26 protein-coding genes are annotated in these 26,447 nt (G+C 64.3%); 13 read left to right on the top strand and 13 right to left on the bottom strand.

The features are described from left to right. Positions 1-168 precede the first annotated feature (168 nt). The gene (topA, locus tag ACLI1P_RS01310) at positions 169-3,099 is read right to left on the bottom strand and encodes a type I DNA topoisomerase (RefSeq protein ID WP_411709225.1); all 2,931 of its coding nucleotides are present in this window, start codon (positions 3,097-3,099) and stop codon (positions 169-171) included. A gap of 220 nt (positions 3,100-3,319) precedes the next feature. Here topA and ACLI1P_RS01305 point away from each other — a divergent pair, with 220 nt between their 5' ends. Beyond that, positions 3,320-3,913 (top strand): DedA family protein, encoded by a 594-nt coding sequence (locus ACLI1P_RS01305; protein WP_411709678.1) that lies wholly within the window; start codon positions 3,320-3,322, stop codon positions 3,911-3,913. Here the strand turns inward: ACLI1P_RS01305 and ACLI1P_RS01300 are convergent. Then, complete coding sequence (locus ACLI1P_RS01300) at positions 3,910-4,113, bottom strand: cold-shock protein (RefSeq protein WP_296133381.1); 204 nt, start codon at positions 4,111-4,113, stop codon at positions 3,910-3,912. The genes ACLI1P_RS01305 and ACLI1P_RS01300 overlap by 4 nt on opposite strands. Before the next feature lie 97 nt (positions 4,114-4,210). On the opposite strand from ACLI1P_RS01300, the gene ACLI1P_RS01295 reads away from it, so the two are divergent. After that, positions 4,211-6,586 (top strand): DEAD/DEAH box helicase, encoded by a 2,376-nt coding sequence (locus ACLI1P_RS01295; protein ID WP_411709224.1) that lies wholly within the window; start codon positions 4,211-4,213, stop codon positions 6,584-6,586. A 1-nt stretch (position 6,587) separates the two neighbouring features. Here the strand turns inward: ACLI1P_RS01295 and ACLI1P_RS01290 are convergent, their stop codons facing one another. The 8 genes from ACLI1P_RS01290 to ACLI1P_RS01255 form a co-directional block, all read right to left on the bottom strand. Continuing rightward, on the bottom strand, positions 6,588-6,932 hold the full coding sequence (locus ACLI1P_RS01290; protein WP_296133385.1) for an Rv3654c family TadE-like protein: 345 nt from the start codon (positions 6,930-6,932) through the stop codon (positions 6,588-6,590). Beyond that, the gene (locus ACLI1P_RS01285) at positions 6,929-7,249 is read right to left on the bottom strand and encodes a hypothetical protein (protein ID WP_296133386.1); all 321 of its coding nucleotides are present in this window, start codon (positions 7,247-7,249) and stop codon (positions 6,929-6,931) included. The genes ACLI1P_RS01290 and ACLI1P_RS01285 overlap by 4 nt, the downstream gene beginning before the upstream one ends. Next, a complete protein-coding gene (locus ACLI1P_RS01280; protein ID WP_296133389.1) occupies positions 7,249-7,437 on the bottom strand; it encodes a DUF4244 domain-containing protein in 189 nt (62 codons plus the stop codon). The genes ACLI1P_RS01285 and ACLI1P_RS01280 overlap by 1 nt, the downstream gene beginning before the upstream one ends. Positions 7,438-7,478: 41 nt before the next feature. Beyond that, complete coding sequence (locus tag ACLI1P_RS01275; RefSeq protein WP_296133391.1) at positions 7,479-8,072, bottom strand: type II secretion system F family protein; 594 nt, start codon at positions 8,070-8,072, stop codon at positions 7,479-7,481. Further along, positions 8,072-8,821, bottom strand: coding sequence for a type II secretion system F family protein (locus tag ACLI1P_RS01270; protein WP_296133392.1), 750 nt, complete (start codon positions 8,819-8,821; stop codon positions 8,072-8,074). The genes ACLI1P_RS01275 and ACLI1P_RS01270 overlap by 1 nt, the downstream gene beginning before the upstream one ends. Next, positions 8,818-9,954 carry a TadA family conjugal transfer-associated ATPase gene (locus ACLI1P_RS01265; protein WP_411709223.1) on the bottom strand — a complete coding sequence of 379 codons (1,137 nt, stop codon included), beginning with the start codon at positions 9,952-9,954 and terminating at the stop codon, positions 8,818-8,820. Before ACLI1P_RS01265 ends, ACLI1P_RS01270 begins: the two co-directional genes overlap by 4 nt. Further along, on the bottom strand, positions 9,951-10,991 hold the full coding sequence (gene ssd / locus ACLI1P_RS01260; protein ID WP_411709222.1) for a septum site-determining protein Ssd: 1,041 nt from the start codon (positions 10,989-10,991) through the stop codon (positions 9,951-9,953). Before ssd ends, ACLI1P_RS01265 begins: the two co-directional genes overlap by 4 nt. Positions 10,992-11,414: 423 nt before the next feature. Beyond that, positions 11,415-13,145, bottom strand: coding sequence for an RNA-binding domain-containing protein (locus ACLI1P_RS01255; RefSeq protein ID WP_411709221.1), 1,731 nt, complete (start codon positions 13,143-13,145; stop codon positions 11,415-11,417). Positions 13,146-13,543: 398 nt separating this feature from the next. Here ACLI1P_RS01255 and ACLI1P_RS01250 point away from each other — a divergent pair, with 398 nt between their 5' ends. Further along, positions 13,544-14,371 carry an HAD family hydrolase gene (locus tag ACLI1P_RS01250; protein WP_411709220.1) on the top strand — a complete coding sequence of 276 codons (828 nt, stop codon included), beginning with the start codon at positions 13,544-13,546 and terminating at the stop codon, positions 14,369-14,371. Here ACLI1P_RS01250 and ACLI1P_RS01245 read toward each other — a convergent pair. Beyond that, positions 14,368-15,057: an oxidoreductase gene (locus ACLI1P_RS01245; RefSeq protein ID WP_296133399.1), complete on the bottom strand. Its 690-nt coding sequence runs from the start codon at positions 15,055-15,057 to the stop codon at positions 14,368-14,370. The two genes, ACLI1P_RS01250 and ACLI1P_RS01245, sit on opposite strands and share 4 nt — an antisense overlap. A 104-nt stretch (positions 15,058-15,161) precedes the next feature. Between ACLI1P_RS01245 and ACLI1P_RS01240 the strand changes: the two genes are divergently transcribed. From ACLI1P_RS01240 to ACLI1P_RS01215, 6 genes are all read left to right on the top strand, one after another. Beyond that, a complete protein-coding gene (locus tag ACLI1P_RS01240; protein ID WP_296133400.1) occupies positions 15,162-15,656 on the top strand; it encodes a phage holin family protein in 495 nt (164 codons plus the stop codon). Positions 15,657-15,746: 90 nt separating this feature from the next. After that, positions 15,747-16,682, top strand: a complete 936-nt coding sequence (locus tag ACLI1P_RS01235) for an alpha/beta fold hydrolase (RefSeq protein ID WP_411709219.1) — start codon at positions 15,747-15,749, stop codon at positions 16,680-16,682. A gap of 226 nt (positions 16,683-16,908) precedes the next feature. Further along, the gene (locus tag ACLI1P_RS01230; protein WP_411709218.1) at positions 16,909-18,504 is read left to right on the top strand and encodes an ABC transporter substrate-binding protein; all 1,596 of its coding nucleotides are present in this window, start codon (positions 16,909-16,911) and stop codon (positions 18,502-18,504) included. Positions 18,505-18,721: 217 nt separating this feature from the next. Then, positions 18,722-19,648: an ABC transporter permease gene (locus ACLI1P_RS01225; RefSeq protein ID WP_411709217.1), complete on the top strand. Its 927-nt coding sequence runs from the start codon at positions 18,722-18,724 to the stop codon at positions 19,646-19,648. Then, positions 19,641-20,600, top strand: a complete 960-nt coding sequence (locus tag ACLI1P_RS01220) for an ABC transporter permease (RefSeq protein WP_296133408.1) — start codon at positions 19,641-19,643, stop codon at positions 20,598-20,600. Before ACLI1P_RS01225 ends, ACLI1P_RS01220 begins: the two co-directional genes overlap by 8 nt. Beyond that, complete coding sequence (locus ACLI1P_RS01215; RefSeq protein WP_411709216.1) at positions 20,600-22,309, top strand: dipeptide ABC transporter ATP-binding protein; 1,710 nt, start codon at positions 20,600-20,602, stop codon at positions 22,307-22,309. Before ACLI1P_RS01220 ends, ACLI1P_RS01215 begins: the two co-directional genes overlap by 1 nt. A 29-nt stretch (positions 22,310-22,338) precedes the next feature. On the opposite strand, the gene ACLI1P_RS01210 is transcribed toward ACLI1P_RS01215, so the two are convergent. Then, complete coding sequence (locus ACLI1P_RS01210; protein ID WP_369816007.1) at positions 22,339-22,992, bottom strand: hypothetical protein; 654 nt, start codon at positions 22,990-22,992, stop codon at positions 22,339-22,341. 20 nt (positions 22,993-23,012) lie between these two features. After that, positions 23,013-23,246, bottom strand: a complete 234-nt coding sequence (locus tag ACLI1P_RS01205) for a hypothetical protein (RefSeq protein ID WP_411709215.1) — start codon at positions 23,244-23,246, stop codon at positions 23,013-23,015. A gap of 41 nt (positions 23,247-23,287) precedes the next feature. On the opposite strand from ACLI1P_RS01205, the gene ACLI1P_RS01200 reads away from it, so the two are divergent. The 4 genes from ACLI1P_RS01200 to ACLI1P_RS01185 all read left to right on the top strand — a co-directional run bounded on the left by ACLI1P_RS01200 (position 23,288) and on the right by ACLI1P_RS01185 (position 26,445). Further along, positions 23,288-23,506 carry an acyl carrier protein gene (locus tag ACLI1P_RS01200; RefSeq protein ID WP_411709214.1) on the top strand — a complete coding sequence of 73 codons (219 nt, stop codon included), beginning with the start codon at positions 23,288-23,290 and terminating at the stop codon, positions 23,504-23,506. A 91-nt stretch (positions 23,507-23,597) separates the two neighbouring features. Beyond that, positions 23,598-24,224: an MptD family putative ECF transporter S component gene (locus tag ACLI1P_RS01195; protein WP_014307391.1), complete on the top strand. Its 627-nt coding sequence runs from the start codon at positions 23,598-23,600 to the stop codon at positions 24,222-24,224. After that, complete coding sequence (locus ACLI1P_RS01190; protein ID WP_014303365.1) at positions 24,224-24,970, top strand: energy-coupling factor transporter transmembrane component T; 747 nt, start codon at positions 24,224-24,226, stop codon at positions 24,968-24,970. Before ACLI1P_RS01195 ends, ACLI1P_RS01190 begins: the two co-directional genes overlap by 1 nt. After that, the gene (locus ACLI1P_RS01185) at positions 24,967-26,445 is read left to right on the top strand and encodes an ABC transporter ATP-binding protein (RefSeq protein WP_014303364.1); all 1,479 of its coding nucleotides are present in this window, start codon (positions 24,967-24,969) and stop codon (positions 26,443-26,445) included. The genes ACLI1P_RS01190 and ACLI1P_RS01185 overlap by 4 nt, the downstream gene beginning before the upstream one ends. The last annotated feature ends 2 nt before the right edge of the window (positions 26,446-26,447 follow it).

Raw genomic sequence — 26,447 nt, 5'->3', positions numbered from 1 at the left:
GCGCCAGGTGAACAGACCCGACCACGCGGCACATTCCCCCGCCGCGAGCGCGCCCAAGGTGGGGTAATCGCGGGCGGTCACGGCCGGGCGCACCGCGCGCACGAGTGCCGCGGCACCCTCCTTGGTGCGCGTGAGCATGTCGCGGGCGAAGCTGGTCTGCATGTCCGGCTACTTCTTGCGCGAGCCGGCCTTGACTACGCGCTTCGTGCCGGGCGAGGGCTTCTTCGTGGCCTTCTTGCTCGATTTCTTCGTGCTCTTCTTGCTCGACCTCTTGGTGCTCTTCTTGCCGGACTTCTTCGTCGACTTCTTCGTCCCGCCGTTGGCGGCTTCCTTGGCGCGACGCTCGGAGAGGAGTTCGTTCGCGCGGGCGTCGGTAAGCTGCTCCGGATCGTCACCACGGCGAAGCGAGGCATTGGTGGTGCCGTCGGTGACGTACGGGCCAAAGCGGCCGTCCTTGACCGTCATGGGCTTGCCGGAGACGTCGTTGTCACCCAGCTGCTTGAGCGGCGGCTGCGCGGCCGCACGGCCACGGCGCTTCGGCTCCGCGTAGATGCGGCGCGCCTCATCCAGCGTGATGCTAAAGATCTGCTCCTCGTTGGCCAGGGAGCGCGAGTCCTTACCCTTCTTCAGGTACGGGCCGTAGCGGCCGTTCTGCGCAGTGATGACCTCGCCATCAACCGGGTCGGTGCCCACCTCACGCGGCAGGCTCAGCAGCTTGAGTGCTTCCTCCAGGGTGACGCTGGCGGGCTCCATCGACGCGAAGAGGGAGGCCGTGCCCGGCTTGAGCTTCTCGTCGACGTATTCGGCGATGCGCTTTTCCTTCTGCTTCGCCGCCGTCTTGGTCTCCCAGTTCTTGGCGCGCTTGCCCTCGGCGGCACGCTCGGCGTCCTCGGCCGCGCGCTCGCGCTTGACCACCTCTTCGGCTTCCGCCTCGGCCTTCTCGCGCTCGTCGTCACGCACCTGCTCGGTCACGTACGGGCCGAAGCGGCCCTCCTTGGCCACGACGGTGCGGCCGTTCTTCGGGTTCTGGCCCAGCTCGCGCCCGCCCTGCGGGGTGGCAAAGAGCTTCTCTGCCAGGGCCTCGTTGAGCTCGTCCGGCGTGACCGTTTCGGAGAGGTTGGCGCGCTGGTACTCCACCGTGCCGTCCTCATTGGTGCCCACGGCGCGCTCGATGTAGGGGCCGTAGCGGCCCACGCGCACGAACACGTCGCGACCTTCGGCGTCGGTGTAGAGGCGCAGGGAGTTGACCTTGCGCGCGTCGATAGCCTCCAAGTTGATATCCACCAGGGACTTCAGGCCACCGTGGCGCGCCACGGATGCGGCCTTCTGGTTGCCCACCTCGGCGTTGCCGAAGTAGAAGCTGGTCAGCCACTCCGTGCCGTTCTCGCGGCCGGCGGCAATGGAGTCCAGCTCATCCTCCATGGAGGAGGTGAAGTCGTAATCCACCAGCTCGGTGAAGTTGTTCTCCAACAGGCCCACCACCGCGAAGGCAACCCAGGAGGGCACCAGCGCGTTGCCACGGGAGAGCACGTAGCCGCGGTCCTGGATGGTCTTGATGATGGACGCATACGTCGACGGGCGGCCGATGCCCAGGTCTTCCATCTTCTTGACCAGGCTGGCCTCGGTATAGCGCGCCGGCGGGTTGGTGGAGTGGCCGTCCGCGCTCACCGCGGACGCCGTCAGCGTGTCGCCCTCCTCCAGGTGCGGCAGGCGGGAATCCTCGCCGGAGCCCTTGGCGGCCACGTCCTCGTAGGCCTTGAGGAAGCCCGGGAACGTGATGGTGCGGCCGGTGGCGGAGAAGTCCGCGTCGCGGCCGTCCGCGGTGGCCTGCACGGTCACCTTCATGGACGTACCCTTCGCGTCCGCCATCTGGCAGGCCACGGTGCGCTTCCAAATGAGCTCGTAGAGCTTGTACTCCTCGGCGTCGAGCTGCCCTGCCAGCTGGCCCGGGGTGGCGAAACGCTCGCCGGCGGGACGGATGGCCTCGTGGGCCTCCTGGGAGTTTTTCACCTTGCGGTCATAGGTACGCGGCCCGTCGGAGACGAACTCCGCGCCGAAGATCGAGGTGGCGGCCCCACGTGCGGCGTCGAGGCCCTGCTTGGACAGGGAGGTCGAGTCGGTACGCATATAAGTAATGTGGCCGTTCTCGTAGAGGCGCTGCGCAATGCGCATGGTGCGCTCCGAGGTGTAGTGCAGGCGGCGGCCGGCCTCCTGCTGCAGCGTCGACGTCATGAACGGGGCGGCGGGTTTGCGCGAGTACGGCTTGTGCTCGACGCTGGCCACGGTCATGGTGGCGCCCTTCAGGGCGCTGGCCAGCTGCTCTGCTTCTGCCTGCTTGACGACGACTACCTCGTCACCCTTAAGCTGGCCCTTATCGTTGAAGTCACGGCCCGCGGCCACGCGCTTGCCGTCCAACGCACTCAGGCGTGCGTCGAAGTCCGGGGTGGACTGCAGCGTTGCCGTGAGATCCCAGTACTCCGCGGGGATGAACGCCATGCGCTCACGCTCGCGCTCCACAATGACGCGGGTAGCCACCGACTGCACGCGGCCAGCCGACAGGCGCGGCATGACCTTCTTCCACAGCACCGGGGAGACCTCGTAGCCGTAGAGGCGGTCCAGGATGCGGCGGGTCTCCTGGGCATCGATGAGGTTCTCATCGAGCTCACGGGTGTTTTCTGCGGCCTCCAGGATGGCGGACTTGGTGATCTCGTTGAAGACCATGCGGCGCACCGGCACCTTGGGCTTAAGCACCTCGAGCAGGTGCCAGGCAATGGCTTCGCCCTCGCGGTCCGGGTCTGTGGCGAGGTAGAGCTGATCGCACTGTTTCAGCTTGGACTTAAGGTCAGCGACCTTCTTCTTTTTGTCCTGGCTGATGACGTAGAGCGGGGTAAAGTTGTCCTCTGGGTTCACGCCGAGGCGCGCCCAGGATTCCTTCTTGTACTTGGCGGGGACGTCGGCCGCGCCGCGGGGCAGGTCCCGGATGTGGCCGACGGAAGCCTCAACGATGTACTTATCGCCGAGATAAGGCTGAATCTTCTTTGCCTTGGTTGCTGACTCGACGATGACCAGGGTCTTCCCCTGGCCGGTAGCTTCTGCCACTTCGACATCATCCCTTCCGATGGCTGGCCCCTTCGCTGGGCAATTGCCCCTAGCGTACACAGATAGAGGCTTACTGTAGTTAATAGGGCGGCTGCGCGCCCACAAATAAGGGGTCTATACTGGGCGCCTTAGTGAGCTAAATTTCTACGCCAGCCCACCCAGCAACCGCAAGTAGGGAGAATTAGTGATAGCTTCAATCACCGCGTGGTTTGAGGTCGTCATGGCCACCCAGTGGATTTACCCGCTGGTGGGCTCGCTCATTTTCCTGGACTGTTTCTTCCCCGTCCTGCCCTCCGAGGTGCCACTGAACATGGTGGGCGCCTGGTCCGGCGCGCAGGGCTTCCCGCACATGCCCACGATGTTCTTCGTGGCCATGGTGGCCGCTATTCTGGGCGATAACCTCTGCTTCCTCCTGGGCACGCGGCTCATCAGCCTGATTAACCGCGCGCAGAAGGGCACGAAGGCCTACGACGCCCTGGCGTGGGTCAAGCGCAACATCCGGCGCAGCGGCGGTGCCGCGATCATCATCGCGCGCTTTATCCCCTCCGCGCGCCTGTTCATGACGATTCTGCTGGGCTCCATGCGCTACCCGTGGGCGCTGTTTTTCTTCTTCGACACCATCGGCGTCATGTTGTGGGTGGTCCAGGCGCTGCTCATCGGCTACGCCGGCGGCAAGCTCTTCTCCGGCTCGCCGGCCATCGCCATGCTGATTTCCATCATCGCCGCGGTCATCATCGGCTTCGCCCTGCAGAAGGCGCAGAACGCCGTCACGGAGTGGTGGGATACGCGCCGCGGCTACGCCGAATCGCCCTAGACGGTTTCGACGTTGAGGGCCTGCTGGCCCTTGGGGCCTTCACCCACCTCGAAGGAGACGCGCTGGTTGTCCTCGAGGGTGCGGAAGCCGGTTCCCTGGATCTCGGTGTAGTGGACGAAGATATCGCCCGAGCCGTCTTCCTGCTCGATGAAGCCGTAGCCCTTTTCGGCGTTGAAGAATTTGACGGTACCGTATGCCATGATGTGTTGTCCTTTGCGGGAAATGCTGCACGGCCCAAATCAAGCCGCGATGCCCCAGTGTGCCACGTTTCCCGCACCGATGGCGGCAAATGCATGAATGTGGGAGGCAACGGTGAGCGATAACCCGCTGGGCGATGAACTAGTTGAGCACCTCGTCGCGCGTTTTCCCGAATCCGAACTGACCTATTCCACCACTCTTCCTGCCCGCCCGGCGCGTTATGCCGAGTGGCCGGACTGGGTCCTGCCCGGCCTACGGGAGGTCCTGGCAGCCCGCGGCGTGGAAAAGCTCTACGCCCACCAGGCGGCGGTGGCGAACGCCGCGTGGGAGGGGCGTGACGTGGTGGTCTCCACGGGCACGAGCTCCGGCAAGTCCCTGGGCTATCAACTGCCCATCTTGTCCCGCCTGGCGCAGGACGACACCGCCTGCGCGCTCTACATCACGCCAACGAAGGCGCTGGGATCGGATCAGCTGCGCGCCGTGCTAGAGCTGGCACGGGAGATCCCGCAGCTCAAGAACGTGCAGCCTGCGCCTTACGACGGCGATACCCCCACCGAGGCCCGCGCCGGCATCCGCGATCATGCGCGCTTCATCTTCTCCAACCCGGACATGATTCATTCCTCCCTGCTGGGCGCGCACCAGCGCTGGGCCCGGGTGCTGCGCCACCTGCGTTTCATCGTTATCGATGAGGCGCACGCCTACCGCGGGGTGTTCGGGGCCAACGTGGCGCTGGTCGTGCGCCGGCTGCTGCGCCTGTGCGCGCACTACGGTTCGCGTCCGGTGGTCGTGGCGGCCTCGGCCACCATGCGCGATCCGGCCGCACACGCACTGCGGCTGACGGGCCGGGACATGCTCGCGGTCACCGAGGACGGCGCGCCGACGGGCGCGCGCACCGTGGCCTTGTGGGAGCCCGGATTCATGGAAGGAATCGAGGGCCAGAACGGCGCCCCGGTGCGCCGCGCGGCGACAACAGAGGCCGCGTGGATGATGGCCGCGCTCGTGGCCGACGGCGCGCGCACCTTGACGTTCGTGCGCTCGCGGCGGGCCGCGGAGACCACCGCGCTGCGCGCGTCGGAGGAGCTATCCGGCAAGCTCGGCCGCCCCGACTTCGCGCGGCGCATCGCGGCCTACCGCGCCGGCTACCTGGCAGAGGACCGGCGGGCACTCGAACAGGCGCTGGATGATGGCTCACTGCTGGGTGTGGCCACCACCTCCGCGTTGGAGCTGGGCATCGACGTCGGCGGCTTGGACGCGGTGGTGACCGCGGGATTCCCGGGCACCGTCGCCAGCTTCTGGCAGCAGGCCGGCCGCGCGGGGCGGCGCGGGCAGGGCTCGCTGGTCGTGCTCGTAGCGCGCGATGAGCCGATGGATACCTACCTGGTCCACCACCCGGACGCGCTGCTGGGCAGGCCGGTGGAGGCCAGCGTGTTTAACCCGGCCAACCCCTACATCCTGGGCGGGCACGTCTATTGCGCGGCGGTGGAAAAGCCGCTCACGGAGGCGGACGTCGCCGCCTTCCGCGCCGAATCCGTCGTGGCGGACTTGGCTGAGCAGGGTTTCCTGCGCCGCCGCCCGCAGGGCTGGTTCGCCGCTCCGCTGCCCGCCGGCTCGGCCGCGCTCACCCCGGAGACCGCCCACGCGGCGGTATCGCTGCGCGGCGGATCCGGCGAGGAGGTCATGATCGTTGACGCCTCCGATGGAAGGCTGCTGGGCACCATCGACGCCGCCCGCGCGGTAAGCCAGGTGCATCCCGGCGCGGTGTACCTGCACCGCGGGGAGAGCTATGTCATCGAGGACCTGCAGCTAAGTCAGGACGCGGAGCCGGGCGTGGCCCTGGCCGTGCCGAAGACCCCGGACTACACCACCCAACCCAAGTCCACGACGGATATCCGGATCCTTAGCGAGGCCGACGAGCTGGTCAACTACGCGCCGGGACTGTGGGTGGCGAGCCTTAAGGTGGAGGTCACCGACAAGGTCACCGGCTATCAGGTCAAGCTTCCGGATGGCTCCGTGGGCGAGGACATACCGCTTGATCTGCCGGAGCAGCGCCTGGTGACCCGCGCGGTGGCCTACACCATCGATCCGCTGGCACTGGCAGCGATGGGGGTCACCGCGGGGCAAACACCCGGCACCTTGCATGCGGCAGAGCACGCCGCGATTGGCCTGCTGCCGCTCATTGCCACGTGCGACCGCTGGGACATCGGTGGGGTCTCCACCGCCCAGCACGCAGACACGGGCCTGCCCACGGTCTTCGTCTACGACGGCCACCCGGGCGGGGCCGGCTTCGCCGAGGAGGGCTTCCGCCGCTTCCCGGAGTGGATCGAGGCCACCTTCGAGGCCGTGCGTTCCTGTCCGTGCGAGTCCGGCTGCCCCTCGTGTGTGCAGTCGCCAAAGTGCGGCAACGGCAATAACCCGCTGGACAAGGCAGGTGCTGTGGCTCTGCTCGGTGCGCTGGTCACTATGACGTCCTCGTGACCTACGCTGGGCCGGCGCGGGCGACGGCGCTGCGGCCGCGGACCGTGGCGGTGGCCTCGACATCGCGGCCATCCACCGTGCAGCCAGTAAGCCGCGCGCCGTTGCGGCGCGCAACGTCCTCGGCCTTCGAGCAGGCGTCCCTGCCCTGGGCCAACTCCCACGCTCCGGCCACCGCGGCGAGGTCCGCCGCCACCTGCGCCGAGTGGCGCGCGGCCACGGCCGAGCCGGCCGCCGCGACCGCCAAGAGCAGCGAGGCCACTGCGGCGATGATCCCGGCGGCGACGACGGTGGCATAGCCGTCCTCGCCTGCCAGGAACTGCGGCCAGCCGCGCCGACGACGCCTCACGGCCCCTCCCCCGCCGCTGCGGCGCCGATCTCCGCGGGGAAGACCGCCTGGGCGCGCATGGTGCCCAGGGGCGCCGGGACGGCGGCCTCGGCGGTGATGAGTCCGGCCCCTTCGCTCACTGTGATGTCGATGCCCTCGCGCTGGTAGTCCACCCCAATGGCGGTGGCGCGGGCAGCCGCGCCCGCGGCATCGATGGCCGCCAGGTGGGCGGAGAGCGTGGCAATTCCGCCCACGATTCCCGCGGCCACGATGACCAGCGAGGCCAGCGAGAGGGCGGCCTCGATGGTGACCGATCCGGCGTCGTCCAGCGCGCGCATTAGCCCGGGGTGTTGGACAGGGCGTCGGAGATGATGGACGTCATAGCGCTCGTAACTTCGCCGCCGTTGACCACGGCGTAGAGCACCGCCGCCAGGGCCGCTGCGGCCAACGACCCCATGGCGTACTCAATTGTTGACATTCCGTCCTCGTTGGCAAGTTGTGCCTGGATAGTGCGGATTTTCTGCATGATTGTTCCTATCTTTCTTTCGGTGAGGTGTGGGTAGTGGTTTAGAGAAGTTGCTGGCCCAGGCTGATGATGACGGGCACCAGGCCCAGGACCAGGAAGGCGGGTAAGAAGCAGACCGCTAGCGGTGCGGCGATGAACACGCCGGCACGCTCGGCCTTGGCGGTAGCCTGCGCCGATGCTTCGGCGCGCAGCTGCGCCACCAGTCGGTGGCACCCAGTTGCCATGGCCGCGCCCGATTCGCCGCTGAGCCGCGCCAGCCGCGCCAGCTCCTCCAGGTGAGGTTGGGCTGACAGGGCCGACCAGGCGGTCTCGAGCGGAACCCCGACTCCCAGCAGCGCTGCGGCATCGGCCCAGGCGGGCGAGGCTTCGGCCACAGCTGCCACTGCGGTGCGCGGGGAAAGACCTGATTCCACGCACGCGGCGAAGAGCTCCAGGTCGCTCGCGGCATCGAGCGGATCGTAGTCCCGGCTATATGGCCCGTCGCGCGGGGTTTTCGGACGCGGTGGACGCGGACGCAGGGCCCGTGGCTTCTGGTTTCTCCCGGCCTCCTCGGGGCGCACCCGCCCGCCCGGCGGGACTCCGCCGACGACCAGTGCACCAGCGAGAAAAGCAGAGGCAACGACGAGTGCAGGCATTAGCGGGCCGCCTTTCGCAGGATGAGGCGAGACCAGGTAAATCCGGCGCAGACGAGGACCACGCCGACATCGAGAAGCACGCCACCCAGACCACCGCCGAGGAGGAAGCCCAGGGAGTCCGCGCCCATTGCCCCGCCCATGAGGATTCCGGCCACCGGCAGGCACGCCAGGACCAGCGCGGTGGCCTGCGGGCCCTGCAGCGCGGCGGCGGTCTCCCGCCCGTGGCGCCGGGCGGTGTCCAGCTGGCTTTGCGCCTGTTCCACCAGGCCGGCCAGGGCCACGCCGTGGCGCCCGGACACCGTCAGCAGCGCGGCGAAGCGGGCGAGCTCGGGCGCAGTAAGTGCCACGGCGGGCTGCGCGCCCTGCGCCGCCAAGCCCGCCGCAGTCTCAAGCGCGCCGCGCAGCTGTTCCGGGGAGGTCTCCGGCAGGGCCTCCACCCCGCGGCGCAGGGCCGCGGCCGTGGTAGAGCCCGCGCGCAGCTCCCCGGCCACGGTGCCGAAGTAGGACGCCAGGGCCTCAGCCCCGCGGCGCTCCCGGCGCGCGGCCGCGAGGTCGGTGGCGAACCACAGGGCGCAGGCCAGGATGCAGCCTGCTGCCACCACCACGGTGGGCCGGCCGAAGAAAACGCAGCACCCGACCGCGAGGAACACGGCCGCCGGCGCCCAAGAGCGGGGCGTGGGCGGGCGCAGGCGCGCGAGAGTACCCGGCGGGGTGCACAGGCACGCGGCGGCGAGGTAGACCCACATCATTGCCCCACCCCCAGGCGCGCGCACAGGGCATCGAAACCGGCGCGCGGCCCGTCCTCGGCCGTCCACACCAGCCGGGGTGTGACCGGGTTGCCCTCCAGCACACCGACGTGCGCTAGGCGCCGGCCAGCCGGGGTGCGCTCCATGCCCAGCACCACGTGCACTGCCGCCGCGAGCTGCGAGTGCAGCGCCACGCGGTCCAGTCCGCCGAGGGCTGCCAGGGCCTCCATGCGGGCGGGCACCTCGTCCACGGAATTGGCGTGCACCGTACCGGCGCCGCCGTCGTGCCCGGTATTGAGCGCAGCCAGCAGCTCCACGACCTCCGCGCCGCGAATCTCTCCCACCACGATGCGGTCAGGCCGCATGCGCAGGGCTTGGCGCAACAGCAGCGACATGGAAATCTCGCCGCGGCCCTCCGCGTTCGCCCGGCGCGACACCAGCGTCACCACGTGCGGGTGCTCCGGGGCCAGCTCCGGGGTGTCCTCGATGATGAGCAGCCGCTCGGTCTCCGGAACGCAGCCGAGCAGCGCGGCCAGCAGAGTGGTCTTGCCCGAGCCGGTACCGCCGGTGACCAGGAAGGACGCACGCTTGGCGACGACCGCCCGCAGCACCCCCTCCAGCGACGGATCAATGCTGCCGTTGGCCACGAGATCCGCCAGGCTGGTCTGCGCCTGGCGCAGCACACGCAAGCTGATGCAGGTGCCACTGGCAGACGGCGGCGCAAGCAGCGCATGCAAGCGAATCCGGGTTCCGTCGGGGCGGGTAAGCCGGCCGTCCGCGAAGGGCTGCGCGTCATCGAGCCGCACCCCCGCCAAAGCCGCCAACCGGGTGGCCAGCTGGCGCACCTCAGCATCGTCGGCAAAGCCCACCTCCTTGGGCACCAGCCCGCGGCCGCAGTCCACGAAGCACGCGTCGGGCCCGTTGACCACGACATCAGTCAGACCCGGCAGCGAGAGCACCGGCTCCAATCGCCCCAGCCCGAGCGAGTCGTGGCGCAGGCGCTGCAACAGGTCGAACACGTCCACATCACTAATCACCCCGGCCTCTTCCCGGATGCGCCGCGCCAACGCCGGGGCATCATGGGCTAGCTGTGGCTCCGTGGCCACGACGGTGCGCATGGTGTCCAGCAAACTCATGCCGCCCTCCTCGCAGCCGGGGCACCGGCGGATTCCCACACCCGGCGCGCCACCGACGCAAGCCCGCGCGGCAGGCGCCGGGGCAGACCTCCGGTCTCGATCAACTTGGTCAGCCCACGTACCGTCGGCAGCTCAGCCACGGGATCCGCGTGCACCAGCGCCGCAACCTCGCCGCTATCCAGCCCGGACCACTGGCGGTGGCGCACCACCACTGAGCACTCCAGGGAGCGCGCCCGCAGCTGCGCGACGAGCTCCGCGCACGCCGCGGCCGGGCGTACCTCGGCCGCGGTCACCACGACGACGTGGTCCACCGCGTCCGGAATATCACTCGGTAGGCAATCCACTACCACCGTGTCCGGGTGCAGGCACGCCGCCTGCAGGATTGCCGCGCGCCGGGTCGGGCTCATCGTGGTAGCGCCCGCCGTAGCGGTTCGCGCGGCCGAAAGCACCGCTATCCCCTCCGAAGTCGTGGGCAAGGCGCGAACTAGTTCTACCGGGTCCACTGCGCCCGTACCGGTCGCCAGATCCGGCCACCGCGCGCCGGGGGCGGCTTCGATGCCGGCGAGGAGGTCGAGCCCGCCGGAGTACGGTGAAGCGTCGACCAGCAGCGCTGCATTCGCCTCCCGGGCCAGCGCCACCGCCAGCGTGGACACCCCCACCCCGCCTGCGGAGCCGGTCACCGCTACGGTGGTGCCGGTGGTGGTTTGCGCCGCTGGGTGCGTTTCGGCCGCCAGCGCCGCCAACAGTTTCTTGGACTGTGCGGGCAGGATGAAGGCTTCAGTGGCGTGGCAGCGCAACGCCGCCTCGTAGTCAATCGGGCCAGGGTCGGGCGCCACAAAGTAGACGCGCGGATGCCCGGCGACGAGCCCGGCGGTGAGCGCATCCGCCAGGACAGCATCGACTTTGTGCAGGTAGCGAGGAAAGTCCCGGGGGTCTTCCACGCTGAGGATCTCAGCTGTGCTGGCCGCCGCGGTGGAGGCGGCTTCCGCCCTTAAGCCCGAGTCCCCCACGGCGAGAAGAAGGTGAAATTCGTTCATGCCTGAAGGATGCGGGAGTCAGCCACCCCAGCGCTAGGGGCACTTCGCTGCCTGTGGATAACTCATGCCCGGTCGGTATCTTCTTGCCGATTTAGTTGACTCTTCAACAAATCATCTATCGAACACGGCCTACTGTGTCACCCCACGGGGGCCCATAGCCTGTCATCGGCTTGGCACAGACGGTGCATAAAGAGAGATAGGAATCGCTCTTGCTCATTTTCGCCTTCGAACCAACGAATGCGGAGGATATCGGGGGCGGAACCACCCATTGCGTATGCCGCATTACGGGCCTGGCGCGCTACCCGGATGCACTCTGGGCTTCCTACTTTGCAGCAAACTGGGAATCAAAGTGTCAAACTGTGAATGAAAGTGCGACTTTCGGCCAGTCGTTTCATAGTTTCATCTACTCGTAGACTCCAACCGCTAAGCGCGGCTGTAGACCGTGGCTTTTCGTCCCTGTCCCCCGACCATGACCACGTAGCCCCCTGTAAGGAGCGGATCGAGTGCGTAACGGACCTGCGCAGGCGACAAGCTCGTTCTATCCTGCAACTCCTTCATCGTCACTGACCCGTACGATCCAATGGCTTCATAAATTATAGGAACGTTTTTCCCCAAGGACCGTAGAATCTGTTCGTCGGTACTCTTCCGACGTGCTTTATCATCAGATCGAATCTTCTCTCCGACCGCGTAGTAGACGCCGTCTTCATAATCCAAAAATTCATATTCAGAGAGCTGATCAAGCATGCGTCTACATGCTCTCTCACCCAGCGGCGCATACATCTGCACGATGCGCTCCAGCGTCGCTCCACCTTGGCTACGTAGGTTCACCAGTAGATCTTCCTCAATCGGAACGAGACGCCGCTTACGTTGTCGTTGTAGTTCCTCGAGCCATTGATTATCGATCTCACTGAAACGTGAACCGCGTGGGAAAAGCACTTTCAACGTGACACCGTTATCGATAAACTGCGGCTTGGGTAAACGGGCCTCCCTCATAGCCGTGAGTATCTCCTGAATTCCGCCACCCTCGCCCTCGGTGACGCGCTCGCCATCCGGTGTCCTCAGATACCGTGCAATCTCGTAAAGCCGCTTGTTCACAGGGGCTTTGGTCAACTCCGGGCTTTCCAGCTGGGACACGGATAATCCACGCAAACCACCCGGGCTAACCACAACAAGCATCTTTTCGGTGATTCGGACCTCCACTTTCTTGCCCACTTCTACAGAAGGTCCCAGATCCCGGTGGACCAGCGCATTCGCCAGTACCTCTCGGATAGCCGAGGGCGGAAACTCAGGTTCGTCGACAAGATGGCCACTCTCCGTATACCTGCTTACCGTGTCCGAGTTTTGCCTGATCCAGTTCATGGTTTCTACAAGCATGACCGGCAGGGGCCCCTCAATCTCCGTGAGATTCTTATGACGGCCCATTCCGTCACCTCGAGCCAATCTCACCGCGACTGTTGCACCGAGAGCAGGTTCAACTGACTGAGGCAGGTAACCAAGCGCATATAGGCCTCCCAAACGAAGGTTGCCCTGATTGTCGGTTACGTTGGCAATTTGGAGTAGCTGTGAGTCATCTTCAATCTTGGATAGCCGGGTTCTGAACCGACGCGCCGACTCGATGAAATCCCTCAGCACCGCGCCGTCGAGCACACTGGTATCGGTCCCCTGGACAATCTGAAAATCGAAGTGCGTTTGCTGGCTAGCTGTTAGTGCGGAGAGCTCCAACATCTTCAGATCGTTGGAGTTCATTTGGTAATCGCCGTCAGCCTGACGCAGGTAAGCCTTGTTCTTGAACCTTGCCGGCTTCTCTGTCGGCATCAACGGAGTGACTTCCACGACCACAACGTGCTTTCCGTCAATCATGTGGTGAAAGAACTCGAGCTGCGGGGCTGGCTCTACTGCAGAACGGTTAACTGAGACGATGGCCTTCTGCATCTCCGCTGGATTTTCAATACCGGTGACTTCAAAACTTTTTCGCTCGCTTACCCCGAGAATGATCGCGCCAGCCTGCGGCATATTAGCGAATGCACATAGCGTCTCGCCGATGTTCTCCGGGACACCTCCAGCCGCGGTTTTACATTCAACAAGAGTCGTGTCGTCTCCGAAGGCACGGAGCTCCCTGATCATTTCCGCCAGTCGTTCGGCATTCCAGCTCATGATAATCAGTGTAGATGACACTTCACACTTTCGCTGCCTGCCTATTCACAGTTTAAAATTCAAAGTGAGAATTACAGTGTGAAACGATTAGCAGTTTCAAGCTTTGAACTATGAGTTTGAGGCTGGCCAACAAAGCAAATGCGAGTTACGGTGTGAAGCAGCAGAAATAGGTGATGACCCGCGCCTCGGGGGGGTGTGCGCGGGCCATCTGTAACCCGGCATCGGGGGGTGCGCCGGGGCAGGCCGCACTGTATATCGGGGCCTTGCAGTAGTCATTATGACACGGGTTGACACGGATGACAACAGGTAGAGCAAAATTCTTCCTCGCAGTACCCGAGATTCCCAACAAACGCTACGATGAACAGGGTAAATAGCACCGACCCGGCAGGCTTTTCTCCATGACCGAACACCCCGTCACGCCCCCAAGCACACCGCGCGTGGCCGCTTTCTTCGACTTGGATAAGACCATCATCGCCACCTCCTCGGCGTACGCCTTCGGCCGCGAGTTCATGAATAACGGCCTCATCACCCACACTGAGGCCCTGCAGCTCTCCCTAGCCAAGGCCAGCTACATGCTGGCCGGGCACAGCAGCGAGCACATGGATGCCGCGCGCGACCAACTCGCCGCCATGGTGGCCGGCTGGTCTGTGCAGGAGGTGCACGATATCGCGGTGGAGACCATGCACACCGTGGTCACCCCGGCGGTGTACGCGGAGGCGCGGGAGCTTATCGCCGCCCACCGCGAAGCGGGCCATGCGGTGGTGATCATTTCGGCGTCGGCCAGCGTGCTCGTGCGCCCCATCGCCGAAGCGCTGGGCATTGAGCACGTCGTGGCCACGGAGCTAGCCGAAGAGGACGGCCGGTTTACCGGGGAAATCCTCCACTACTGCAAAGGCCCGGCCAAGGCGGAAGCCCTAGCGGAGATGGCCCGCAAGCTGGGCGTGGACCCAGGCGCGTCCTTCGCCTACTCCGATTCCGCCACGGACATCCCGATGCTGGAGCAGGTGGGACACCCCGTGGCGGTCAACCCGGACCGCCGCCTGAAGAAGTACGCGGCTGAGCAGGGCTGGGAGGTGCGCACGTTCAAGGACCCCGTGCCGCTTTTTAGCGCGCCCAGCGCCCGGGAGGTCGGCATTGGCTCGGCGGTCGTGGCCGGGCTGGCAGCACTCGTCCTCGCCGGGGTGTGGGTGGCACAGGCACGGGCCAAGGACACTAAGGACGCTTAAGCCGCGCGAGCGATGCCGTCGGCCTCGGTGGCGCCGGCCGTCCACGCCTTCAGCAGCAGAGTGAGCAGCTCGGCGGGTTCCGCGTCGTAGGCGGCGAGCGCGGCGCGATAGTCGGCGCGGTGGCGGTTGAGGTAGGTTTCTGGCACCGCAAAACCGCGTGGATCGAAGCCGGTGTGAATGGCCGCCGCCCGTGCCGCCACGCACGCCGCCGCGCCAGAGCGCTCAGCGAATAACTCGCGCGCCGCGATCTCCGCGTGGAGGACCACCGGCAGCAACCGGTCGAAGTTCACCCCAGCCCCGCCGGTGATAAGACGCGCCAGCGCCTGGGCCACTTCGGGCGCGCGGGCGGGCTGGCCGGGGCCGCCCAGTGAGACGTCGATGCGCGCCAGCACCTGCAGTGGGGACCGCGCAAAAGTGCGCACCGTGGCCGCCTGAACCTCGGGTGCGAGCAGGGAATATGCACTGACCGTGGGCGGTACCTCCGCGCCCGCCAGCGGGGTGCCGTCGAGGGCTGCGCACGCCCGCGCCCCGCGCAGCAGGGACTCGGAGGAAATCACGTCGAACTTGCGCAATCCCGCGGGCCGACGGTGCACGCGGGCGATGGCACTGACTGCCGCCGCGGCGTTGTCCTCCACCCCGGATAGGGCCATCAGCGGGGTCAACGGGTCAGAACTAGGCATACCCATTACAATAACGCCGTACCCAAAATGCGGGCCGCACCACATGAACTCTGAAAAGTTCATTACTATGGCCAATATAGATTGCGACAAAACAGTAGGAGTTTTTAACCGTGAGCAACGACGGACTATTCACTGACGGGTCCAACAAGTTCGCCCCGAAGGTAGACAGCATCCCCCTGAGCGATGCTGACACCTCCCGCCGCGGCGAAGCGTCCATCGGCCAGCTGGTCTCCAACGCTACTGAGCAGATGTCCCAGTTGGTGCGCTCCGAGGTCGAGCTGGCTAAGACCGAGCTCGCTGCCTCCGCCAAGAAGGGCGGCATCGGCGCGGGCATGTTCGGCGTGGCCGGCACCGTGGCGCTGTACAGCTCCTTCTTCTTTTTCTTCTTCCTCGCGGAGCTGCTGGCTAAGTGGCTCGACCGCTGGGCCGCGTTCCTGATTGTCTTCCTGCTCATGGTGGTCATCGCCGCCGTGGTGGCCTTCATCGGCTTCAAGCAGGTCAAGCAGGTCAAGGCGCCGGAGAAGACCATTGAGTCCACGAAGGAGCTCAAGAAGCTGGTGCCGGGCAAGGCTGAGAAGTCCATCGAGCGCGGCCTGTACACCTAAACCAGCAGGGTTCTTTCTCTCTCACTTCCCCGCCCCGAGCACGGCGCTCAGGGCGGATTCGTCTATGTAGCCCCGCTAGAAAGGCCCACTATGAACCAGCCGCTTTCCCCCTCCGTGGTTGAGCTCGATGGACCCTTCGAGCACGAGTTTCTGCACACGCGTGGCATCCGCCTCCACGCCGCCACCGCGGGCAACCCGGACCACCCCTTGGTGGTGCTGCTGCATGGCTCCTTCGGCGGCTGGTTCGACTACAAGGATGTTCTGGCAGAGCTTGCCGGCGCCGGCTTCCACGTCGCTGCGCTCGACATGCGCGGCTTCGGCATGTCCGACAAACCTCCCCTGGAAGTAGGCCAGGACATCCGCGTAGTGGTGGGTGACATCAGCGGCGCGATCCAGGCCCTGGGCCACGACGACGCCTTTGTGGTCGGCGCCGATACTGGCGGCGCGGTGGCGTGGGCGCTGGCGGCCGAGCGCCCGGAGCGCGTGCGGGGCTTGGTGTCAGTATCCGCAGCACACCCGGCGGATCTGCGCCGCGCGGTGGCCGCACGCCCCTGGGACTTCGGCTGGATCCTGCTGCGCGCGGCGCTGTGCCGCCTAACCTGGCTGGGCTGGCTGGGCACCACCAACCCCCTGCTCAAGGAAGACGCCTACCGCCGCGAGATGGATCTGGACACCCTGGGCTCCTTTGGGAAGGACGAGAAGGAGCAGGCGCTGAGCCTGCGCATTAGGGCGTCCCAGATCGGCAACGTGCGCCGCGGCACGCTGTGGAACCACCGGCTGCGCACCGCCGTGGTACCGCTGAGCTGGCTGGAGCTCAAGGTCTTTAGCCCCGTGCTGTTCATCCACGCAGATCAGCTGCTGTGGCGGCCAGTCGCCCGCCGGGCGGCCCGCCGCTGCGAGAAGGACTTCACGGCCACCACCGTCCCGAACGCGAAGAACCTCCCCTATCTTGAGAACCCCACCGGTTTCGCGCAGATCCTCGCCCAGTGGATGCGCTCGCACGCGCAGGAAAACCATGAGAACTAAGTAACATACACACGATTTCAGTGCCCTACCCCACACAGGGGGTAGGGTCTTTTTAGATTCAACAACAAAACCGCAGGTTACTGACACATTTCTAACGGTCTATAGCTTTCATTTCAGGGCATATTTTTCATTTTCTTGTATGTAAGTCGCGGCACACGGTAGCTTCAGATCAAACCGAAACCACAGGTTTTCTACATCTTTCGCACCACGGAGGTCCCCGACCCACATGTCGATCAAGAAGACGCTCGCCGTCCTGTCCACCGCATCCTTGCCGCTGACTCTCACGGCCTGCGGTGGTGACAACTCGAATTCCGCATCCGGCTCCGGCTCCGGCGACGGGGTCATCATCGTCAATGGTTCCGAGCCGCAGAACCCGCTCATCCCGGCCAACACCAACGAGGTCGGCGGCGGACGCATTGTCGAGTCTCTCTACTCCGGCCTCGTGTACTACGACGGCGACGGCAAGGCACACAACGAGCTGGCTGAGTCCATCGAGCCGAACGACGACAACACGGAGTTCACCGTCAAGCTCAAGGAGTCCACCTTCTCCGACGGTTCCCCGGTCACCTCCAAGAACTTCGTCGACGCGTGGAACTACGCCGTGGCCAACGACCAGCTGGCCGCCTCTTTCTTCTCCAACATCAAGGGCTTCAAGGAGGGCGTCAAGGAGCTCGAGGGCCTCAAGGTCGTGGACGACCACACCTTCACCATCGCCCTGAACAGCCCGGAGCAGGACTTCCCGGGCCAGCTGGGCTACTCCGCCTTCTACCCGCTCCACGAGTCCGCATACGAGGACATGGACGCCTACGGCCAGAACCCCATCACCAATGGCCCGTACAAGCTATCCGAGTGGAACCACAACCAGGACGCCACCGTCGTCCCCAACGACCAGTACAAGGGTGAGCGCGCCCCGCAGAACGACGGCCTCAAGTTCGTCTTCTACGCCTCCCAGGACGCCGCCTACGCCGATCTGCTCTCCGGCAACCTCGACGTGCTGGACGCCGTGCCGGACTCCGCCTTCGACGTCTACGAGGCCGACTTGGGCGAGCGCGCCGTCAACCAGCCCACCGCCGTCTTCCAGTCCTTCACCTTGGGCGAGAACCTGGAGCACTACTCCGGCGAGGAGGGCGCTCTGCGCCGCCAGGCCATCTCCCTGGCCATCGACCGCGACGAGATCACCGAGACCATCTTCAAGGGCACCCGCACCCCCGCCAAGGACTTCACCTCCCCGGTTCTGCCGGGCTACTCCGAGGACATTGAGGGCAACGAGGTCCTCAAGTACGACCCGGAAAAGGCCAAGAAGCTCTGGGCCGAAGCGGACAAGATCAAGAAGTGGGATAACCCGTCCCTGGAGATCGCCTACAACTCCGACGGTGGCCACAAGAGCTGGGTGGATGCTACCGCCAACTCCATCAAGAACACCCTCGGCATCGAGGCCGTCGGCGCACCGTACCCGGACTTCAAGTCCCTGCGTGACGAGGTGACCAACCGCACCATCAAGACCGCCTTCCGTACCGGCTGGCAGGCAGACTTCCCGAGCCAGGGCAACTTCCTTGCCCCGCTCTACAAGACTGGCGGCTCTTCCAACGATGGCGACTACTCCAACCCGGAGTTCGACAAGCTGCTCGATGAAGCGCTGACCGCCCACTCCGACGAGGAAGCCACCAAGAAGTACAACGAGGCCCAGGCCGTCCTGTTTAAGGATCTGCCGTCCATCCCGCTGTGGTACTCCAACTCCACCGGCGGCTACTCCGAGAACGTCGACAACGTCGTCTTCTCCTGGAAGTCCCAGCCGGTGTACTACAACATCACCCGGAAGTAGGCCCGCACCAGGCAAGACCCCCGCACACGCCACGACGGGGGTCTCCCCGCGTTTTGCGCCTGCGCGCAAGCGCACCTACCCCCATAAACGTGATCTGAAACGCCCTATAGATTTTAAATCGGTCTGGATCACACACTAAAATCTTTATGAGCTAGATGACGTGCCCTGCGGGGAGGCGTCGTCAAGCACTGCACCCTCACGAGTAAAGGACCACACTATGCTGCGCTATATCGGGCGCCGAGTGCTGCAGATGATCCCGGTGTTCTTCGGAGCCACCCTGCTCATCTACGCCCTCGTCTTCTTGATGCCCGGCGACCCGGTTGAGGCCCTCGGCGGCGACCGCGGCCTCACCGAGGCTGCCCGCGCCCGCATCGAGGCGGAATACAACCTGGACAAGCCGTTCATCATCCAATACCTGCTCTACATCAAGGGCATCTTCATGCTGGACTTCGGCACGACCTTCTCCGGCGTGCCCGTCACCCAGGTCATGGCCAACGCCTTCCCCGTCACCGTGAAGCTCACGCTCATGGCCATCATCTTCGAGGCCGTCTTCGGCATCTTCTTCGGCGTCATCGCCGGCATGCGCCGCGGCGGCTTCTTCGACTCCACCGTGCTGGTCATCTCCCTGCTCGTCATCGCGGTGCCGTCCTTCGTCATCGGCTTTGTCTTCCAGTACATCGTGGGCATCAAGTGGGGCATCCTGCCCGTCACCGTCGGCGCGAACGCCTCGGTAAAGTCGCTACTCATGCCCGCCATGGTTCTCGGTGCGCTCTCGCTGGCTTACGTCATCCGCCTGACCCGCCAGTCCGTGTCGGAGAACCTGCGCGCTGACTACGTGCGCACCGCCCGCGCCAAGGGCCTGTCCGGCAGCGCGGTCACCCTGCGCCACGTGCTGCGCAACTCGCTCATCCCGGTGGCCACTTTCATTGGTGCGGACATCGGTGCACTGATGACCGGCGCTATCGTCACCGAGGGCATCTTCGGCATCAACGGTGTTGGCGGCACGATGTACCAGGCCATCCTGCGCGGTGAGCCGACCACCATCGTCTCCTTCACCACCGTGCTGGTGATCATCTACATCATCGCCAACCTGCTGGTTGACCTCCTGTACGCCGTTCTTGATCCGAGGATCCGCTATGCCTAACTTCGAGAAAACCACCCACCTTCCGGGCCAAGAGCACTTCGTCTCCCAGACCGACGAGACCGGCCTCGGCGCCGTCGACGCCGTCAAGGACGAATCCGCGCCCTCCTCCCAGTGGGGCGAGGCCTGGCGCTACCTGCGCCGCCGCCCGCTGTTCTGGATCGCCGCCGTGATGATCCTCGTGGCCATCCTCATGGCCGTCGTCCCCGGCCTGTTCACTAACACGGATCCACGCCTGTGCGAGCTGTCCAAGTCCCTCGCCCCCGCGGAGCCCGGCCACCCGTTCGGCTTTAACCGCCAGGGCTGCGACATCTACTCCCGCGTCATCTACGGCGCGCGGGCGTCGGTAGCCGTAGGCGTGCTCACCACCCTCCTCGTGGTGGTCCTGGGCTCCCTCATCGGCGCCGTTGCCGGCTTCTTCGGCGGCTGGATCGACTCGGTGCTCTCCCGCATCACGGACATCTTCTTCGCCATCCCGCTGGTGCTGGCCGCCATCGTGGTCATGCAGATGTTCAAGGAGCACCGCACCATCATCACGGTCGTCCTGGTCCTCGGCCTGTTCGGCTGGGTGTCCATCGCCCGCATCACGCGCGGCGCGGTGGTCTCCATCAAGAACGAGGAGTTCGTCCAGTCGGCGCGCTCCATCGGTGCCTCCAACGGGCATATCCTGTTCAGCCACATCCTGCCGAACGCCGCCGCCCCCATCATTTCCTACGCCACCGTGGCGCTGGGCACCTACATCGTGGCGGAAGCCACCCTGTCCTTCCTGGGCATCGGCCTGCCGCCGACGTTCGTATCCTGGGGCGGAGACATCTCCGACGCGCAGGCCTCCCTCCGCGTCGCCCCGGCAGTCCTGTTCTACCCGGCGGGTGCTTTGGGCCTGACCGTGTTGAGCTTCATCATGATGGGTGACGTCGTCCGCGACGCGCTCGATCCGAAGGCGAGGAAGCGCTAATGACTAACCCACTTCTTGAAATGAAGGACGTCCGCATCTCCTTCACCTCTTCCACCGGAGTAGTGGAGGCCGTGCGTGGCGTCAACATGTCCATCTACCCGGGCCAGTCCGTGGCCATCGTGGGTGAATCCGGCTCCGGTAAGTCCACCACGGCGATGTCCATCCTGGGCCTGCTGCCGGGCACCGGCAAGGTCACTGGCGGCCAGATCCTTTTTGAGGGCGAGGACATCACTCACTACAACAACAAGCAATTCGAATCGCTGCGCGGCGACAAGATTGGCCTGGTCCCGCAGGATCCGATGTCCAACCTCAACCCAGTGTGGAGCATCGGTACGCAAGTTGAGGAGTCTCTCAACGCCAACCACGTGGTGGAGGGCTCCAAGCGCCACGAACGCGTGGTGGAGCTTCTGGAGGAAGCCGGGCTTCCCGACGCCGAACGCCGCGCCAAGCAGTACCCCCACGAGTTCTCTGGTGGAATGCGCCAGCGCGCGCTCATCGCGATTGGCCTGGCCGCACGCCCGAAGTTGCTCATCGCCGATGAGCCCACCTCCGCCCTCGACGTGACGGTGCAGAAAACCATCCTGGATCACCTACAGCACCTCACTGAGGAGCTGGGTAACGCGGTGCTCTTCATTACCCACGACCTCGGTCTGGCGGCCGAGCGCGCGGAGCACCTCATCGTGATGCACCGCGGCCGTATCGTCGAGTCGGGCCCCTCGCGAGAGATTCTGCGCTCCCCGCAGCACCCCTACACGCGCCGGCTTGTCGACGCCGCCCCCTCCCTCGCCTCCTCCCGCATCCGCGCGGCCAAGGAAGCTGGTGTGGAGGCCAAGGAGCTGAAGTCGGGTGGGGCGATCGGTGCCGCCGTCAAGCAGGGCACCGCAACCGCGGACTCTGCTTCCGCGCAGGCTCCGGTGATTTCGGTCCGCAACCTCACCAAGGAATTCGATATCCGCGGCCAGCGCGGTGGAAAGAAGCTGCTCAAGGCTGTCGACGATGTCTCCTTCGACATCCGCCGCGGCACCACCCTGGCGTTGGTGGGCGAGTCCGGTTCCGGTAAGTCCACGGTGGCCAACATGGTATTGGGCTTGCTGGAGCCAACCTCCGGCACCATCGAGTTCGAAGGCCACGATACTTCGACGCTATCGAAGCAGGAACTGTTCAAGCTCCGCCGCAAGATGCAGGTGGTCTTCCAGAACCCCTATGGCTCGCTGGATCCGATGTATTCGATTTACAAGTGCATCGAGGAACCCATGGCGCTGCACAAGGTGGGCTCGCGCAAGGAGCGCGAGGCTCGCGTGGCCGAGCTTCTCGACATGGTCTCCATGCCCCGCTCCGCCATGCGCCGCTACCCCAACGAGCTTTCCGGCGGCCAGCGCCAGCGTATCGCCATTGCACGTGCGCTGGCGCTGCGCCCGGAGGTCATCGTCCTCGATGAGGCCGTCTCCGCCCTCGACGTGCTGGTGCAGAACCAGATCATCCAGCTCCTCGCGGAGCTGCAGTCAGAGCTCAGCCTGTCCTACCTCTTCATTACCCACGACCTCGCGGTGGTCCGCCAGACCGCCGACGACGTAGTGGTCATGAAGAAGGGACAGGCCGTCGAACAGGGCACCGCCGACGATATCTTCGAAAACGCCCAGCAGGAGTACACCCGCAACCTCATCAACTCGGTTCCGGGCATGCACCTAGAAATCGGTACCGGCCACTAGCTCACGCACCACCCACGCCGACTGACCCGTCAACCGTCCTCCGGTTGGCGGGTCTCGTTCTTTAAGAGCTTAAGAGTCCCGGTACACCCCGCAGCATGTTGTGGCACATTAACCGTGGTCAGGGATCCCCGAAATCCCCGCGTACCTTGTTGTGGTTTGTGGGTGGTGTTGTTTGAAGGATTGAGGTTTGCCCCACGCGATAGCCGCCAAGTGTTGATGGGTCCTTCAATGGGGTGGACGATGGTGGCATAGCCAATTTCGGCAAACTTGTGGGTGAGGAATTCCGCGCCTGTCATGCGCGCACCGTTGGTGAGGTTGAGTTCTATTTCGTCCCCGTCGCCGTTAATGATCTGGTCCAACTCATTCAATGTGATGATGACTTGGGTGCGCACTGCGGGTGTGGAACCAGTGCCTTCTTTGAAGAAGATGTCGTTGGCGGCTTGGAGTAGGTCGGTGGTGTTGGTGGATTCGAGTACTGCGCGCATGTTGGCAATCGTGGTCGCGTCATCGGTAATGGAGAGTGTGTTGGGGCCTTTGGCTCTGTAGGTGATGCGCACTCCTGGTTTGGCGGTTCTTTTAGCACGGAGTTCTTTCAGGCGCGTGGCGGCAACGTGTGGGATGCGGTGTGCGGGTGTGGCGGTGAGTGTGATTCTGAGGTTCCAGGCATCCAGGGTCTTTTTCACCTTGGATGTGTAGGTTTCAATCAGTGTGAGGGTGCCGAGGCTGTGGTGTTGGGCAAGCGCGGATGCACGGGCTGTGCGTTGTTCTGGCGTGGGGCAGCCATCGCATAGAACCATTCGGTGAACGATTGTGCGGGCTGCTCCCACCATTCGTTGTCGAGTGCGTCGTAGCGGCCGCACAAGACTCCGTCGGCGGTGCGCTGCAGGACGGCGTAGTCGTCGCCGTCGATGTACGCAATCGGAAAGAAGTCGCCCAACGTGGGGTACGTATCACCGAGATTCGGGTATCATTACCATCTTGCAAGATCTCCTCGGGCCCAAGGAGATCAGCATCGACGATGACTTCTTCACCATCGGTGCCGACTCGCTCACGGCCGTGCGGCTTACTAACTCGATTCGTCGAGAAATGTCAGTAGAGATCTCCATACGTGACGTATTCAACCATCCAACGGTCCGAGAATTGTCCGACCTGATCGCCGACATCGTCGGCAGCGACGTAGAAGAAGGCGAAATTTAGAGTTCATGCCACACCTGTTTCACTCACCTGACAAGCCACTTGCCCCCAACCCAGTGCTACGCACAAGCAGCCTAATCTGAAAGGAAACATCATGCCCAGTACTCCCCACACCACCCCGAAAGATGCAAAAGCAGGACGGCTGAACATCACCGACCTGATGAACATCGGCATCTTCTTCGTCATCAACTTGGTAGCCGGCGTGGTCATCGCCTTCATCGGCATCACCCCCATCACCTACGTGATGATCACCAGCGTTCAGGCCCTCATCCTGGGCATCCCGATGATGCTGTTCTTGGCCAAGGTGCACAAGCCCGGCATGGTCTTCATATTCCTTCTTCTCAGCGGCCTCGCCAGCCTGCTGCTTGGTTTAGGCATATGGCCACTGCTGCTCAGCTTGGTCATGGCCGTGTTTGCCGAGTTAATTTTGCGCGCCGGCAAGTATACGAGCGCAATACACAGTGTGATCGCCTATGCCTTTATAGCAGTGTCACCCACCGCATCATATATTCCGCTTTTCTTCACCACTCGGCGCTACATAGAGAGCAGCGGCATGCAGACCAAATATGGTGCTAGTTTCGCGGATGGCCTCACCTCTATTGGCCAGATGACTTGGCTATTCCTCATCATTGTGATAGTAACCTTCGTCTGCGGGATCCTCGGCGGGATCCTCGGCCGGCGCATCTTCACCAAGCACTTCCAGCGAGCAGGAATCGCCTGATGTCGCCCACTTTGCCCGGATCAGGCACGCACACAGCGGGACTCCATCTGGACCCACGCACCACGGTGCTGGTCATCCTCGTGGTGTCCTCGGTGCTCATCTCACCGGCCGGGTCCAGTGGGGCGCTGGGCAGCACCGCCCGGTGGATGCTCATTGCCGTTCCCGGGGCACTTTTCCTCGCCTCCGGCATGGTGGCCGCTGCACTGCGATACGCACTCACCTTCGCGGTGCTCGCCGGCTTTCCTGCGGTGGTGGTACAGGCCCTGCCCGAGCGCCACATCATCGTGGACGTGTGCGCTACGTGGTTCGCAGGGCTTTCGCTCATCCTCCCTGGCATCACGTGCTGCTGGTACCTACTACGCACCGTCTCGGCCAGCGAATTCATGGCCGCGATGCAGCGCATGCGGAGCCCCGACGCCCTGACCATCCCCACGTCCATCATGTTTCGGTTCTTCCCGACGATTCTCGAGGAATACCGCGATATCCGCACCGCCATGCAGATGCGTGGCATCTCGGGCCTGCGCAACCCGATCGCTATGCTCGAATACCGCTTTGTGCCACTGTTGGCGTCCGTTGTGAGCATCGGCAACGAGCTGGCTATGTCTGCAGTGACCCGCGGATTGGGCTCGCCTCGCCGACGAACCACGCTGTGCGAGATAGGCTTCCGCGTAGGCGACGCAATAGTCATAAGCGTGCTCGTCGTGTCCCTGATCCTACTACTGGTAAATATAGTGATGCTGCCGTGATAAAGCTGCACGATGTGTCACTATCCTATGGTCAAAACACAGCGGAGCCGGTGCTGCACCACGTAAATCTCACCGTGGCGAAGGGCGAACTAGTTCTAGTGTGTGGCGAATCAGGCTGCGGTAAGTCCAGCCTGCTACGCCTGATAAACGGCGTGGCGCACACGTTCTGCGACGCCCAGATTTCGGGGGAGGTGCTGCTGGACGACGAAGACATCACTCATGCCCACCCACACGACATCGCCGAACGCGTAGGCTCAGTGTTCCAAAACCCCAAGTCGCAATTTTTCACGCTGGAAGTAGCCAGCGAACTCGCCTTTGGCTGCGAAAACCTCGGCGTGGCGCCCAACGAGATTCGACAGCGTATTGGGGAACTTTCCGCAGATTTCGGCATGGTTCATCTCCTCGACCGGCACCTGTTCACACTTTCCGGCGGCCAGAAACAAAAAATAGCATGCGCTTCAGTGGCCGCGATGCACCCACAGGTACTACTACTAGACGAACCATCATCAAATCTCGACCTCGCCGCCGTCGATGAGCTGCGCCGCATCGTCGCGCAGTGGAAGACACAGGGCCGCACCGTCCTGATCGCTGAGCATCGGCTTTCCTACCTAGTTGACATCGTGGACCGAGTGCTGGTTATGCAGGACGGGCAGATCGCTCATGATCTCAGCGGCTCGGAGTTTCGCACCCTAGACAAGGCCGAACTGTACCGCATGGGCTTGCGCTCAGCGCAGCAGGTCCCCGAGGTGACCCGCGAGCCACGCCCTTCAAGTGGCACGATGGTGCTCAAAAAGCTACAGTTCACCTACCCCAAGGCTACAGAGCCATCCCTGAGCATCAGCCACACGGAGTTGCCGCAAGGACAAGTCATCGGCGTGGTAGGACGCAACGGGGCCGGAAAATCTACCTTTGTGCGCGTTCTGACTGGCCTGGAATCTAAGGCCACCGGCGTGGTGGACATCAATAACCGCTCGCTCTCGGGTCCCCGGCAGCGCCTGCGCCAGTCCTATTTAGTAATGCAGGACGTAAACCACCAGCTTTTCGGGGAGAGCGTGGAGTCCGACGTAATCATCGGCACCAGTGGACCGGATGGGAAAAACGAAGCGCGCCTTACCGAGGTGCTTGGTGCACTTGATCTCGCGGACAAGCGGGCCCGGCACCCGATGTCGCTTTCGGGCGGCGAACGCCAGCGCGTGGCCATCGCCTCAGCAGTCCTAAGTGAGCGCGAGGTAATCGTCTTCGATGAACCCACCAGCGGGCTGGACCTGTGCCGCATGCACCGGGTGGCCCACCTGCTAGACGCCCTAGCCCGGCAGGGCAAGACCGTTTTGGTAGTAACCCATGACATGGAGCTGGTGGCGCGGTGCTGCGATCTTCTCCTGCGCGTGGAAAAAGGCCGCCTTACCGCCTGCGAACCGTGCGATGATCTCGCACTGGCGCGCACGGTGCGGTATCTACGCGGCCGCGACAGCTAGTC

This window comes from Corynebacterium tardum, from assembly GCF_046717785.1.
GTDB lineage: Bacteria > Actinomycetota > Actinomycetes > Mycobacteriales > Mycobacteriaceae > Corynebacterium.
Note: the sequence above shows the minus strand (reverse complement) of the source record. Positions and strands in the feature narration are given on the sequence as shown.